Source organism: Aquimarina rhodophyticola, from assembly GCF_042434915.1.
In the GTDB taxonomy this organism is placed as follows: domain Bacteria; phylum Bacteroidota; class Bacteroidia; order Flavobacteriales; family Flavobacteriaceae; genus Aquimarina.
This window is the reverse complement of sequence record NZ_CP170198.1, coordinates 1088580-1101828: the sequence shown is the minus strand read 5'-3', so window position 1 is coordinate 1101828 and position 13249 is coordinate 1088580. Positions and strand designations below refer to the sequence as shown.

The 13249-nt window shown below is 32.6% G+C and carries 13 protein-coding genes and 3 tRNA genes; 8 read left to right on the top strand and 8 right to left on the bottom strand.

Annotated features, from left to right (window positions below; all coding sequences use genetic code 11):
• Window positions 1–3: 3 nt before the first annotated feature.
• Complete coding sequence (gene fabG, locus ACE939_RS04830; protein ID WP_378187667.1) at window positions 4–735, bottom strand: 3-oxoacyl-ACP reductase FabG; 732 nt, start codon at window positions 733–735, stop codon at window positions 4–6.
• Window positions 736–897: 162 nt separating this feature from the next.
• Window positions 898–2427 carry a histidine ammonia-lyase gene (gene hutH, locus ACE939_RS04825; protein ID WP_378187666.1) on the bottom strand — a complete coding sequence of 510 codons (1530 nt, stop codon included), beginning with the start codon at window positions 2425–2427 and terminating at the stop codon, window positions 898–900.
• Window positions 2428–2527: 100 nt separating this feature from the next.
• On the opposite strand from hutH, the gene ACE939_RS04820 reads away from it, so the two are divergent.
• On the top strand, window positions 2528–3769 hold the full coding sequence (locus ACE939_RS04820) for an NAD(P)/FAD-dependent oxidoreductase (protein WP_378187665.1): 1242 nt from the start codon (window positions 2528–2530) through the stop codon (window positions 3767–3769).
• A gap of 82 nt (window positions 3770–3851) precedes the next feature.
• Here the strand turns inward: ACE939_RS04820 and ACE939_RS04815 are convergent, their stop codons facing one another.
• Window positions 3852–5489, bottom strand: coding sequence for a hypothetical protein (locus ACE939_RS04815; RefSeq protein ID WP_378187664.1), 1638 nt, complete (start codon window positions 5487–5489; stop codon window positions 3852–3854).
• A 253-nt stretch (window positions 5490–5742) separates the two neighbouring features.
• On the opposite strand from ACE939_RS04815, the gene ACE939_RS04810 reads away from it, so the two are divergent.
• The 3 genes from ACE939_RS04810 to ACE939_RS04800 all read left to right on the top strand — a co-directional run bounded on the left by ACE939_RS04810 (window position 5743) and on the right by ACE939_RS04800 (window position 6015).
• A tRNA-Ser gene (locus ACE939_RS04810) sits at window positions 5743–5826 on the top strand.
• Between the two features lie 23 nt (window positions 5827–5849).
• Window positions 5850–5924: transfer RNA gene (locus ACE939_RS04805), tRNA-Pro, on the top strand.
• 17 nt (window positions 5925–5941) lie between these two features.
• Window positions 5942–6015 (top strand) — tRNA-Arg (locus ACE939_RS04800).
• A 141-nt stretch (window positions 6016–6156) separates the two neighbouring features.
• Here the strand turns inward: ACE939_RS04800 and ACE939_RS04795 are convergent.
• The 3 genes from ACE939_RS04795 to ACE939_RS04785 form a co-directional block, all read right to left on the bottom strand.
• The gene (locus ACE939_RS04795) at window positions 6157–6738 is read right to left on the bottom strand and encodes a fasciclin domain-containing protein (protein ID WP_378187663.1); all 582 of its coding nucleotides are present in this window, start codon (window positions 6736–6738) and stop codon (window positions 6157–6159) included.
• A 244-nt stretch (window positions 6739–6982) separates the two neighbouring features.
• On the bottom strand, window positions 6983–7414 hold the full coding sequence (locus tag ACE939_RS04790; protein ID WP_378187661.1) for a hypothetical protein: 432 nt from the start codon (window positions 7412–7414) through the stop codon (window positions 6983–6985).
• Between the two features lie 92 nt (window positions 7415–7506).
• Entirely contained in the window at window positions 7507–7728 is a 222-nt protein-coding gene (locus tag ACE939_RS04785) for a hypothetical protein (RefSeq protein ID WP_378187659.1), read from the bottom strand.
• A gap of 297 nt (window positions 7729–8025) precedes the next feature.
• On the opposite strand from ACE939_RS04785, the gene ACE939_RS04780 reads away from it, so the two are divergent.
• The gene (locus ACE939_RS04780) at window positions 8026–8199 is read left to right on the top strand and encodes a hypothetical protein (RefSeq protein ID WP_378187658.1); all 174 of its coding nucleotides are present in this window, start codon (window positions 8026–8028) and stop codon (window positions 8197–8199) included.
• A 4-nt stretch (window positions 8200–8203) separates the two neighbouring features.
• Here the strand turns inward: ACE939_RS04780 and ACE939_RS04775 are convergent, their stop codons facing one another.
• A complete protein-coding gene (locus ACE939_RS04775; protein ID WP_378187655.1) occupies window positions 8204–8452 on the bottom strand; it encodes a hypothetical protein in 249 nt (82 codons plus the stop codon).
• 2 nt (window positions 8453–8454) lie between these two features.
• Entirely contained in the window at window positions 8455–9057 is a 603-nt protein-coding gene (locus ACE939_RS04770; protein ID WP_378187654.1) for a hypothetical protein, read from the bottom strand.
• Between the two features lie 334 nt (window positions 9058–9391).
• Here ACE939_RS04770 and ACE939_RS04765 point away from each other — a divergent pair, with 334 nt between their 5' ends.
• From ACE939_RS04765 to ACE939_RS04755, 3 genes are all read left to right on the top strand, one after another.
• Window positions 9392–10240 (top strand): universal stress protein, encoded by an 849-nt coding sequence (locus ACE939_RS04765; protein WP_378187652.1) that lies wholly within the window; start codon window positions 9392–9394, stop codon window positions 10238–10240.
• 2 nt (window positions 10241–10242) lie between these two features.
• Complete coding sequence (gene cls, locus ACE939_RS04760) at window positions 10243–11664, top strand: cardiolipin synthase (protein WP_378187650.1); 1422 nt, start codon at window positions 10243–10245, stop codon at window positions 11662–11664.
• 122 nt (window positions 11665–11786) lie between these two features.
• Entirely contained in the window at window positions 11787–13199 is a 1413-nt protein-coding gene (locus tag ACE939_RS04755; protein ID WP_378187649.1) for a rhodanese-like domain-containing protein, read from the top strand.
• The last annotated feature ends 50 nt before the right edge of the window (window positions 13200–13249 follow it).

Here is a 13249-nt window from a genome sequence, read left to right as displayed (position 1 = left end):
ATGTTATGAATAGATTCCGCCGTTAATATTAACAATTTCTCCAGTTATGTAGGAAGCTCGTTTGGATGCTAAAAAAGAAACCAAGTCTGCGACTTCCTCTGCTTCACCAAAACGATTGGCAGGGATCATTTTTTTCAATTCTTTTTCATCCATCTCTGCAGTCATATCAGTTTTTATAAAACCTGGTGCAACTGCATTCACAGTTATTTTGCGTTTTGCTACTTCTTGGGCTAATGCTTTTGTAGCACCTACTAATGCCCCTTTTGCTGCCGAATAATTTGTTTGCCCTGGGGTCCCTTTTACTCCAGATACAGATACTACATTAATTATTCTACCATATCGATTACTGAGCATTTTTTGAATCACATGATTAGTTACATTATAAAATCCATTAAGGCTTATATCTATCACTTGATGCCAATCTTCGGGTTTCATCCACATAAATAACCCATCTCGTGTAATCCCAGCATTATTAATCAAAACTTCGATCAATGAATCTGGATTTTGGGTTGTCCAAGTATCAATTGTCAAATGAACCGCTTCTTGATTAGAAACATCGAATTTAAGAAGCGTGCACGACCCCCCAGAAGCCTCAATATCCTTTTTGGTCTCAAAAGCTGCATCATCATTAGACTGATAATTGAGAAGAATCGGATAGTTTAAATCAACGGACAATTTTATAGCAATCTCTCTGCCAATACCTCGTGATCCTCCAGTAACTAAAGCGTATTTCATACAGTCTATTTATTATTTTTAAAATAAGTAGCATCACCAACTTATTTATAATTTGAATTTAAGATTTAATTAACAACCACCAAAAAAAAAGGAAATTTAACAACCAATGGCATTTGTTGATTTATAAAATAATATAGTTAGCATATCTTTATTGTATTTTAACTAAGTAGCAGAATTATTTTTCAAATAATCCTTTACCTCTCGAACAAATGGATAAGTGATGTAATCTTTAGTAAAGGGAGGTACAATTTTCTTTATTGCTAAAACTAATTTTTGGGTCTGAGAAGATAATTTATCACCAAAATCTAAAAATTCTAGTGCTTGTACAATTGTCATTACTTCGATAGCTAATACCTCATAGGTGTTTTCGATTACTGTTTTAGTGATATTTGCCGCATTAGTTCCCATACTCACTATGTCCTGGTTATCATTGTTATTCGGTATACTGTGAACATACATAGAATTTGATAACATTTGGTTCTCTGCTGTTGTTGATACTGCTGTAAATTGCACACCTTGCATCCCAAAATTAAAACCAAGTTTCCCCAAATTCACAAAAGGAGGTAAAATATCATTGAGCTTTGAATTCAACAAATAATTGAGTTGCCGTTCTGCTAACATCGACATCTTTGTAGTTACTAACTTTAATTTATCCATTTCTAATGATACGTAATCCCCATGAAAATTTCCGCCATGATAAACATGCTTTGTTTTAACATCAATTATGGGGTTGTCATTGGCAGAGTTTAGCTCTTCAATTAGAATTTTACCTACGTGCTGTATTGTATCGCTAACGGGTCCTAAAATTTGGGGAACACACCTAAGTGAATAATACTCTTGTACTTTTTCCTTAAAGTACACATCCTCGGTTTGACCAGAGTATAAATGCTCTGTACGATCCCGGGTCAATTGACTATCAGAAAGATGATTTCTCATTTTTTTTGCAACTTCTTGCTGTCCAATATGCAATTTACTATGGTTAAGCTCTATTGATAGATGATCATCATATGCTTGCACGATTTCATTAATCGCTGCCGAACAACATATTGACCAATCTAATAATTTTTGCGCATTGATTACATTCACGATTCCGATTCCGGTCATTGCCGAAGTTCCATTCATTAAGGCAAGTCCTTCTCTAACCTTGATTTGAATTGTATCAATTCCTAGTTCTTGATAAACATCTTTTGTGGCACGTCGTTCATTTTTATAAAAAACCTCTCCTTCGCCAATCAATACTAATGCTAAATGTGCTAATTGCACCAAATCTCCACTTGCACCTACTCCCCCATGTTCAAAAATTAAGGGGGTAATATTTAAATTAATTAAATCTGTTAATCGTTCAACAACCGATTGGTGCACTCCTGATTTACCTAGAGACAATGTATTAAGTCTTGCCAACATCAAAGCCTTCACATAAGCAGGTTCCATTGGTTTACCTGTGCCTGAAGAATGACTTCTTATTAGATTGAATTGAAGTTCAATCCTATCCTTATCATCAATTTTATACTGAGCCATAGGTCCAAAGCCAGTATTGACACCATAAATAACTTTATTTTCAGAAAAAGATAATAGAAACTCATGACTATCTCTAACCTGCTTAAGAATTGCATCATGTATTGTTACATTTTCGTCTTCAAAAATGACCTTAATAAAGTCATCTATTTCTAATCTCTTATTGGGTTCTAACATCGTTATTTGGTAATTTTTTTCGATAAAGCGTAAAAATTTCGAGATTACTCTCTATTTTTACGAAGCCAAATGTAATGTATTTAATGTAGCTGAAAAAATCATGAAAAAAGAAATTGTCGATGTTCTTGTAATTGGTGCCGGTCCTTCTGGAAGTGTTAGCGCAGCTTATCTAAAAAAAAATAACATTAAGGTAAAAGTCATTGAAAAATGTAAATTTCCAAGATATCAGGTTGGAGAAAGCTTAATCCCTCGATGCATGGATAACTTTGATGAAGCTGGACTTTTAACCTGTTTAAAGAAGCAAGGGTATCAAAAAAAACATGGCGCTAGGTTTATTAAAGATGATGCTGAAGGCATTTTTGATTTTAGTAAAAAGCATGGTGAAGGTTGGGACTGGACTTGGCAAGTACCTAGAGATCATTTTGACAAAACTCTTACCGACGAATTACTATCCAAAGGAGTTCTTATCGATTTTGAAACTGAAGTTATAGATGTTAATTTTTTTGACCAGCATTCAATTACTCGTGTCAAACATAAGGATGGTACAGAGACTGATATTAAAGCAAAATACATTATTGATTCTAGTGGTTTTGGTCGTGTAATTGCAAAACAGCTAGGTCTAGAAGCTACTCCCAAAATTGCACAACACGGCTCTATATTTACTCAGGTAAACGATATAAACCGTCCAAAAGGCGCAGAAGGTACACTTATTACTTTTGAAATTATTGACACTGAAGTTTGGTTTTGGTACATACCTTTTTCTAATGGTAATACCAGTATTGGTTTTGTAGGACCTATGGAATGGATACAATCATTTAAAGGTTCAAATAGTGAGATTCTATTACAAATGATGGAAACTTCAAAACATTATAAAGAGCAGTTTAGAGATATCCCATATCTATTTGAACCTTATAAAGTAGAGAACATTGCCAAAAATGTTACCAAATTGCATGGTAACGGTTTCGTTCTAACAGGTAATAGTGCAGAGTTTTTGGATCCAGTTTTTTCATCTGGTGTATCTTTTGCAACCGAATCGGGTTTAAAAGCTGCAAAACTGGTTATTAAAGAACTCAATAATGAGCATGTAGACTGGGAAGAGGATTTTGTAACTTATATGAAAAAAGGAGTTGATGTCTTTTCAACGTATGTTAAAGAGTGGTATTCTGGAAATTTACAAAAAATAATTTTTCATAAAAATAGTAATGAGGTTATAAAAGCGCAGATATGTGCTGTATTGGCAGGATATGTATGGGACGAGACCAACCCTTTTGTTAAAAAGCACAATCGACTTGTGCGCAATGTAGCTAAGCTAATTGAAATGGAAGAAAAAATGGCAGATTGATAAAAAAGTAATAATACAAAAAAAGAGCGCTTGGAAAGCGCTCTTTTTTTTCCTGAATTATTATACGTAAGTATAGTAACCACTATTTCTTATCTACAACTCGCTCAATTTTAACCAACAAATTATTCTTCTTACCATCAAATACTTCGAGAATTAAGTCGCCATTATTTAGCATAGGGGCTTTAGTAAGCAAAATTGTTTCAAGTCTTGCATTTCTGATATCACTTCCTGTAAGAATTGGTTCTTTTACTACCTCTCCAGTAGCATCATCTATGATATATGCTGTTAAATACAAAAACTCTTTTTTATCATCATAGTATTTTTGCGGAAACTCATCAAATGCTCTTTTTAAGTTAGTAAAATCATCCACAAAAAATAAATAGTGCTTACCGTTGAATTTAAAATTTTTAAAAGACATACTAGCTTTTCCATTAATTCCTATCTGATACTTAGGCAATTTGTGCATCCACACCATTTCTGAACTAGTGGATACTTTAAATGCCGTTATATCACGATAAAAATAGCGGTATGTAGTTCGAGATCCAGATGAACTAGATGTAGTCTGAGAAGTTACATAACGTTGTTCGCTTAGGATAACAAAACTACCATCTGGGTTAAAAATTACATCATTTACTTTAATATTTTCAAAATCTTTTTTGTCATCAACCTTTTGAGTTCCTTCATTTACACGAGTTTCTCGCTGCATTGCAAGCTCTTGCAACTTACTGTTAGGAAAATCTGCTTTGATGGTATTTTCTAAGGTACCATCTACTGACAATCGAGTAGAAAACACCCCTTTTACCTGCTCCTTATCTGATGCATCACTGTAAAAACCAGAAACTCTAACCAATCCAGTGATATCCTTAGATATTATAGCATCTTGTACAAAATTATTACCTAAAGTGATCTCACTTTTGGTAAACTCTTTATCTTCTTCTCCAATTTTAAATACTTCAGTTCTAAAATTATTTTTTAATTTATCCTTGTCAGACGACCCTGCTGTAAAAATTGAAGCTGTCATATAAAAATTGCCTTCGTCATCGATAGCAAAATCCTCATTTAGCATATGCTCTGATGGATAAGGCAGACTTATTTTACGTTTCCATAGCAATGATAAGTCTGAGTTATAAATGGCAACTCCTATTTTATCTGCCTTATCGTTACCAGTTTCTACTCTAAAAAGTACGAGCACCTTAGTACCGTTAAAAGACTTTTTAAACACGAATTTATTAATCCTTCCTCCCGCATCGTACCCATACGTACTTTTAAAACCAAAATCGCGATCTATATTTTCTTTATCAGTTACTAACTGTATAGGTTTTTGAGCAGCGACCCCAGATACTGATATCTGTTGTGCATAAGCTCGATCTTTAATTGTATAAAAAACAACTGCGTCTCTATCCAATTCCATCACTGATTGAAAATCACCCTTATCTTCAATTATTTGTCTTTTCTTGAGATCTTCTTTTAAATCTTTCAAAGAAAACCTTTGAATGGTCATATCTTTGCGACCCTTTTTTATAGCAACCATTCGTTGACCCAATGTTACAAAATACGTATTTGTGTTCTTTATACGTTTGTATTTTTCTCCAATGGAGAAATTGAAATCTTCAGACAAAATTGGTTTTTGTGCAAACAGATTATTAGTTGTTACTATCAACAATACAAAAAAAGTGGTAGATTTTATTAGAAATTTAAAAGTGTCCATAATAAGGTTCATATTTGATTTAGGTTTTACAAATATAAAATACTTATTCAATTTGAGAAGATCTGTCGAATTATATCTCTACAAGCTATTTCAGTCTAGAAATCGTCTTTACTTGAATTTTAAACAAAACTGATTTTCAATTAATTAAAATAAAAATTAAATAAACTTAAAAATAATGCACTAAAAGTCTTGCATTGTACTCTCATAAAAACTACATTTGCATCCGCATTTGAAACAGTAATGCGACGTTCATTAGATTATTATTGGAGAGGTGCCAGAGTGGTAATGGAGCAGATTGCTAATCTGTCAACGCGTAAGTGTTGCCAGGGTTCGAATCCCTGTCTCTCCGCAATAATTTTTTTATTTTAAATTCGGGGTGTAGCGTAGCCCGGTTATCGCGCCGCGTTTGGGACGCGGAGGTCGCAGGTTCGAATCCTGCCACCCCGACTTTTATAAGTAGTTACGGGCTCGTAGCTCAGCTGGATAGAGCACCTCCCTTCTAAGGAGGCGGTCATAGGTTCGAATCCTATCGGGCTCACAAAAAGCTTCACTAATTTAGTGAAGCTTTTTTGTTTATTTCAAATCGTATCCTTCCAAACGATTTTCTAAAACTCAAGAATTAAAACTAAAAAGACACCTATATTAGGTGTCTTTATTATTACAAAATTTGAAATAAAACTTACGGCATAACTACAGCGTCAATTGCATGAATCACACCATTTGATGCTTCAACATCTGTCATAACTACTTTGGAGGTATTTCCTTTTTTGTCTGTAAGCACAACACTCCCATCAATAAGGCGTGCTGTTAACTCACTGCCCTGAACAGTTTTCATCGCATAACTTCCGTCATTATCCTTAATTAGTTTTAACAGATCAGCAGCTTTAACTTTCCCTGCAACAACATGATAGGTCAATAGATCTGATAAGTTCTCCTTATTCTCTTTTTTAAGAAGGGTTTCTACTGTTCCTTTTGGTAGTTTATCAAAAGCACTATTAAGGGGAGCAAAAACTGTGAAAGGTCCTTTGCCACTTAAAACATCAACTAAACTAGCCGCTTTTACAGCGGTAACCAACGTTGTGAATTTATCATTTGAAACCGCTACTCCAACAATCGTAGGCTTTTCTTGATTGTACGACACTTTCTGGACTACTTCTGTTTGATTTTCATCGTTTTTGGCGGTCTTTTTTTCAGTATCATTACTATAGGAATAAGCAAAAAGTAAAGTACTAAGTGTAAATGTTGTCAATAAATTTTTCATAACTATTATTTTTTTTTATAAAAGTAATTGAAAACTTAAGCAAAAAGGTATTTTATTGTTTAAACTTTAGTTAAATTCATTAAACAAAAAATTCACATAGAATACGGAGAAGGAAATAAACCTCAATAATATGACAATATGGCGGTAGCATAAATAATATATAGTTGCTTAATGATAGTAAGTCATGATAGTTGTTTATAAAAGAATATCAAAACTCATTAAGCCTATGGTCGGATTTTTCAATTCAAATACTATCGACATGGGGGTGGTTACTATCGTATTTAAGTTTTTGAGCTATTAAATGTTCTAGAAAATTTTGGTTAGAATTTAATTTTTGGCCTTTTTCAAAATTGATAAAACTACCTTGTGCATGGATGCTTATAGTCTTTTTATCATAATAATATAACTGATAAAATGGTATTACCCATAAACATCGACCCTTAACACTGTTAATTTTTATAATAATACCTCTGGGTCTCATTTCAATTTTGGCCTTTGTAGTAACTAGCGTATTACCAACTATCTTTGTAATGTTTGGACTCAATTGTTCAATATCAAAATATTTAGAAAATACACTACCAGACACTAGTTTTTTGATGAATGAAAACGGAGGGCCTACCAACTCATTTATTTTTTCAGTTTTCCTATTAGCAAAACTATTTATATACAATAACATATATTCTACATTAAAAGTGCCTCAGCTAAGATAAGCTGGGCACTATCATTCAAAAGATTTTAAAATCTTTACAAAATTAAACTATCGCGCACTTATACTGCACTAGAACCCTTAAGACGTTTTTCGATCTTACGCTTTTTAGCAGTCAGAAGCTTCATTAGCTCCATTATTTCTGGATCCTTATTCTCTTTATAGACATCGTTAAGGCTTAAAATTAAGTCCTTAGCCTCTCTTGAGGCTGATACTCTATCACTGGTAGACATATTGCTCATACTTCGACTTTCGAATTCTAAAGCTTTTTCTATTAAACTCACACACAAATTTTTAATAAACATACAAAATCGTTCACTTAGAACAATCAAAGTTTAAACAAAATTAACATTATTTCGACATTTTTTATATCAGATCTATAAAAAATGATTATGAAAATTAAACTTTAAACAATTGAACATGATATTAACTGTCAACAATAATGCCATAGTATTAACAGATACTATTATTTTTATCCTTAAAGAGGTATAGTCACTTTCTAATAATTGATTTACATTTTAACAATTAAGGATCTAATGGTAGAAAAATAAATCATTATTTTAGCTTAAACAATTATTATTATGACCAACGAAAAAACGAAAATTGAACTATTAGCTAAGGATTGTATTGAGAACTGGGAGATGCTAATGGAAGACGAAACTTTTAAGGCTTTTTATTACCTTAAGATAACACAGACTCTTAATATCGATATTGACGATATCTTTGAAAAAGCTTTAAAAACAAATACTATATAAAAGATTAACCTGCTTTAAGAAGATTTTTTCGAACCATTCGAGCATTATAACGGGTTAGTAATACGTTCTTTACCGTATCCAAATCAATACTTAATTTTTGAAGCCGATCTATCTTTCTCTTTAAGCAACCTTCCTGAAGTTTTATTTCATCCTCTAAAGTAGACTCTACATCATGCTCCAAAGATTTGAGAACGTCTTCTTCTAAGTACTTACTTTTACTTTTGAGTTTATTTTGAGCTATTTTCTTTTTCATCCTCAATCCATTGAATCAATTATTTTTACCGTCTCTATTGTATAATCCTTTGTATCCTCCTCTTTGATATATTTTCCTTTAATTGTAACTGCAATATGCCGTGTTAGCTTTTTAATATTATTGATTAATAATCTATTTTCATTATTAATTAGATTTAAAAGTCTAATAGTGAAAACTGTAAAAACTAATACTACTACACAAAAACCTAATGCATATACATGTAGTAGGGCATCATCTAGTTGATATGCTTCTGGATTAAAAATCCAATACATTTGTATAAAATAAACGTATATAGTTGCGAAATAGGTAATTTTATATGGATTCATCATTGCGGCTGCACATAATAACATTGGTGAGAGCGTTTGGCAGACTACCCAGATTAAAGTTTGTTCGTCTGCAAATCCATAAGTGTTTTCTAGATCAAAAGTGGTAATTTTATCAGAGAATAGTATTAACCCAGCTAAAATCACCACTAACGAAGCAAATATTCTTTTGAATACAGTCTCCTCATTTATACTAGATAAATTAGCATGAACCAGGTTTTTTAATCTTACTTCTATTAACTTGATAAATTTCAAATTCATTAATTTCTGAAGTTTCTTCATGTAATTCTGGTTTTTCACAAGAGATAAATACAACTCCTAATACGAGTATTACTAATACTTTTTTCATGGTTTTTATTTTTAAGATTTGTCTTAAAAATATCATTCCGCCATGAATGTTTGCCGATTTTTAACATAAATATCAGACTATTACAAATATATAACAGCTAGCCCCTTAAACACATACGGTAAACCCGCAAAATTTTTACCGTAATACTTGTGCTTTTGAATTTGCTACGCTGTTACGGATACTAAATGTTATTGAAATTAAACATATGATATCCCTCATAGTTTTCATCTATAACATACGATACATTTGAACTATTAAAATTGCATCATGAAAACTATTCTTTTACTCACCGATTTTTCTAAAAATTCTGAGACAGCAATTAATTATGCTTTACAGTTATTTGAGGGTACGCATTGTCACTTTATAATTTTGCATGTTCAAAAATCTTCAAATTATACCACAGACGATCTTATGGTCTCACAAGCTACATCAAGTATTTATAGTTCTGTACTGGATAAAACCAAAAAGAAAGTAGCGAATCTTAAAGATGTTTTAGAAAAAAAATATCCGTCCAAAAATTTTTCCTTTGAAACGCTCGTAGATTACGATTTGTTTACAAATGCTATACAGCAAGTGGTGAAACTAAAGCAAATTGATTTTATTATAATGGGTACAAATGGAGTTACAAATGTTAAAGAAGCCCTCTTTGGTAGCAATACAATTAAAGTAATTCACTCTATTAACTGTCCTATTCTAGCCATCCCAGAAAAAACAATTTTCAAAAAGCCTGATACCATCCTTTATGCATTGGATTATTTTCAAAATTTTGACTCACATAGCACTGCTCCCTTAGTTGATCTTCTGAAAAAATTTCAAAGTACCTTAAGAATTCTTAAAGTTAAAGAGGATGAAACCGTTACCGAGAAAGAAAGAAATGATATATTATTGATGAAGAAAGCGTTTGCCAACTTTAGGCATACTTTTCATACCATAACCAATATTCAGACTGCACTGGCTATTGAGAGTTTTGCTCAAATTATAAATATTGATATTACAGCTATTGTACTCCATAAAGAACATTTTTTAGAACGGTTTTTTAGAGGATCTGAAATCACTAAAATTAGTTACGAATCCAAAACGCCACTTCTATTTTTAAAACAGGGTAAAGATTCATAAGTATGATATACGACCTATTTATTATTCTTTATTTTATAGCTGCTCTTTATATAGGTATTCAATTAATTCTAAATGGTCTTAGACCTGCAAAAACACTAGCTTGGATGCTTGCTATTTTTACCATTCCAGTAGGTGGAATTTTATTGTATTACATATTAGGCAGAAATCGTAGAAAAAATAAACTTATCCATTACAAACACACAGATAAGATTAAAGCTTTTGTTGAAAAATCTATTCAACACTGTGAGCCAGTTTCATTGTTTGAATATGAAGAGCATAAAAAATTAATTAATTTGGTTATTTCTACAACCACTTTTCTTCCCGTTACCGGAAATTCCTTCAGATACTTAAAAAATGGTAACATTACGTTTGATGCAATTTTTGAAGCATTGCATAATGCTACATCCTTCATTCATATTCAATATTATATTTTTGAAGATGGTGAACTTGCTAATGAACTAATTGAAATTTTTAAATTAAAAATCAAAGAAGGTGTACAAGTACGAATTCTGTATGATGCTATTGGCAGTCGAGCACTTAGTAACAACTATATTAAGCAGCTAAAAGATCTTGGAGTAGAAGTTTACAGCTTTTTACCAGCAAAATTTGGTCATTTCCTTGTTTCGATTAATTATCGAAATCACAGAAAAATCATCGTAGTGGATAACACTATCGCATTTACTGGCGGCATTAATTTATCCGATAAATACATCAAAAATGTTTCTTCATTAGGCATATGGCATGATATTCATCTTGAATTAAGAGGCCCTATCGTAAACAATATCCACGCAATATTTGCCACCGATTGGTCCTTTGTTACCAAAAATGATACACTATTACACCCCTCCTATTTCTCACCTGCGCAACCTGTTGGTAAGGCTACTGGACAAATAGTTTATAGCGGCCCAGATACAGATCAGAGTGCTACACAACAATCCTATTTCTCTATAATCAATAATGCCCAACAATATTTATATATTGCTAACCCCTATATTATCCCTGGAGAGGCTATTCTAAATGCTTTAAAAGTCGCGGCGCTTAGTGGCGTGGATGTTAGATTATTAATATCTGATACATCTGATAGTCAATTGGTACGTTGGTGTGTTCGCTCTTATTTTGAAGAATTATTAATGGCTAAGGTGAAGATCTATTTATATCCAGGTCACTTCTTACATAGCAAAATAATTATTGCAGATGATACCGTAGCTTCAATTGGAACTACAAACATGGATATTAGAAGTTTTGAACAAAATTACGAAGTAAATGCCATAATTTATGACGATTTTTTTACAAAAAGTTTAAAAAATGATTTTATAAACGACTGTAATAAAAGTAATATGTTGGACTATCTACAATTTGTTAAAAGATCTAATAAAGAGAAAATATTAGAAGGTATTGCCAAAATATTTAGTCCTATTTTATAAAAATAGTTGATGTTTTGTAATAAAATTACTCTGTATCCATAAGAGATATAGTATTTTTGGAACAAAATATAAAGTCAGTACTTTAAATCATACTTAATTGAAGTACCTTAAAATGCACGATCATGAATATTGAACAAATTTATACAGGATGTTTATCACAAGGTGCTTACTATATAGAAAGTAATGGTGAAGTAGCTATTATTGATCCTTTGCGTGAAGTAAAACCATATATACTCAAAGCTAAAAATGATAACGCCAAAATTAAATATATCTTTGAAACTCATTTTCATGCAGATTTTGTAAGTGGTCATGTTACACTATCCAAAGAAACAGGGGCTTCTATCATTTTTGGTCCTAATGCGAACCCATCATTTGATGCAATCATCGCAAAGGATGGTCAAGAGTTTGTACTTGGAAACATTACTATAATTGCACTACATACGCCAGGTCACACGATGGAGAGCACTACCTATTTATTACGTGATAAGGATGGAAGAGATCACGCTATCTTTAGCGGGGATACACTATTTTTAGGAGATGTTGGTAGACCTGATCTCGCACAGAAAGCCTCGCACATGACACAAGAGCAGCTTGCCGAAACTTTATTTGATAGTTTACGCCAAAAAATTATGCCACTTGCCGATGATATTATAGTGTATCCTGCACATGGTGCTGGTTCGGCCTGTGGTAAAAATATGATGAAAGAGACTGTTGATACACTCGGCAATCAAAAAAAAATGAACTACGCACTACGCGCTGATATGACAAAAGAGGAGTTTGTAAAGGAGGTTACCGATGGTCTACTACCTCCACCTCAATATTTTCCGCTAAATGTAAAAATGAATAAAGAAGGCTACATGGATATAGATCAGGTTATTAAAAGAGGTACAACAGCTCTTACACCAGATGCTTTTGAAACAATGGCGAATGAAACTAATGCAATTGTCCTAGATGTACGCCATCAGGTTGACTATAATAAAGGCCATATCCCTCGCTCTATATTTATTGGTATTGATGGGGGTTTTGCTCCTTGGGTAGGTGCGTTAATTGCTGATGTAGAACAACCTATTTTATTGGTTACACCAGAAGGAAGAGTTGAAGAAACCATTACACGCTTATCGCGAGTGGGATTTGATAATACTTTAGGATACCTTGACGGAGGTTTTGATGCATGGAAAAATGCAGGCAAAGATTTTGATACTATAACTTCAATTTCGGCTGAAGAATTTGAATCTATAAAGCAAAAAGAGGAGGTTCCAATATTTGATGTTCGCAAAGATGGTGAATTTACTGCCGAGCATATTGATCATGCAATAAATACTCCTTTAGATGAAATCAATAAGTATCTTAGTGATTTTCCAGAAAACACCAATTTTTATATACATTGTGCAGGTGGGTACCGTTCGGTTATTGCTGCTTCTATTTTAAAAAGTCGTGGTATCCATAATTTAATTGATATCGCGGGAGGTTTTAAGGCTATTAAAGAAACTGGTATCCAAACGACCGCTTATGTATGCCCTTCAACCTTACAATAAATGTTACACCATCGATATCTGAAAACTGTAAACTGTAAACTGTAAAATTA

Excerpts from the sequence above, each read along its gene's own strand:
- ACE939_RS04815 (WP_378187664.1), bottom strand. The coding sequence starts at position 5,489 with ATGAACCTTATTATGGACACTTTTAAATTTCTAATAAAATCTACCACT.
- ACE939_RS04820 (WP_378187665.1), top strand. The coding sequence starts at position 2,528 with ATGAAAAAAGAAATTGTCGATGTTCTTGTAATTGGTGCCGGTCCTTCT.
- fabG (WP_378187667.1), bottom strand. The coding sequence starts at position 735 with ATGAAATACGCTTTAGTTACTGGAGGATCACGAGGTATTGGCAGAGAG.
- ACE939_RS04765 (WP_378187652.1), top strand. The coding sequence starts at position 9,392 with ATGAAAACTATTCTTTTACTCACCGATTTTTCTAAAAATTCTGAGACA.
- ACE939_RS04795 (WP_378187663.1), bottom strand. The coding sequence starts at position 6,738 with ATGAAAAATTTATTGACAACATTTACACTTAGTACTTTACTTTTTGCT.
- hutH (WP_378187666.1), bottom strand. The coding sequence starts at position 2,427 with ATGTTAGAACCCAATAAGAGATTAGAAATAGATGACTTTATTAAGGTC.
- ACE939_RS04790 (WP_378187661.1), bottom strand. The coding sequence starts at position 7,414 with ATGTTATTGTATATAAATAGTTTTGCTAATAGGAAAACTGAAAAAATA.
- ACE939_RS04775 (WP_378187655.1), bottom strand. The coding sequence starts at position 8,452 with ATGAAAAAGAAAATAGCTCAAAATAAACTCAAAAGTAAAAGTAAGTAC.
- ACE939_RS04770 (WP_378187654.1), bottom strand. The coding sequence starts at position 9,057 with ATGAAGAAACTTCAGAAATTAATGAATTTGAAATTTATCAAGTTAATA.
- ACE939_RS04755 (WP_378187649.1), top strand. The coding sequence starts at position 11,787 with ATGAATATTGAACAAATTTATACAGGATGTTTATCACAAGGTGCTTAC.
- ACE939_RS04780 (WP_378187658.1), top strand. The coding sequence starts at position 8,026 with ATGACCAACGAAAAAACGAAAATTGAACTATTAGCTAAGGATTGTATT.
- cls (WP_378187650.1), top strand. The coding sequence starts at position 10,243 with ATGATATACGACCTATTTATTATTCTTTATTTTATAGCTGCTCTTTAT.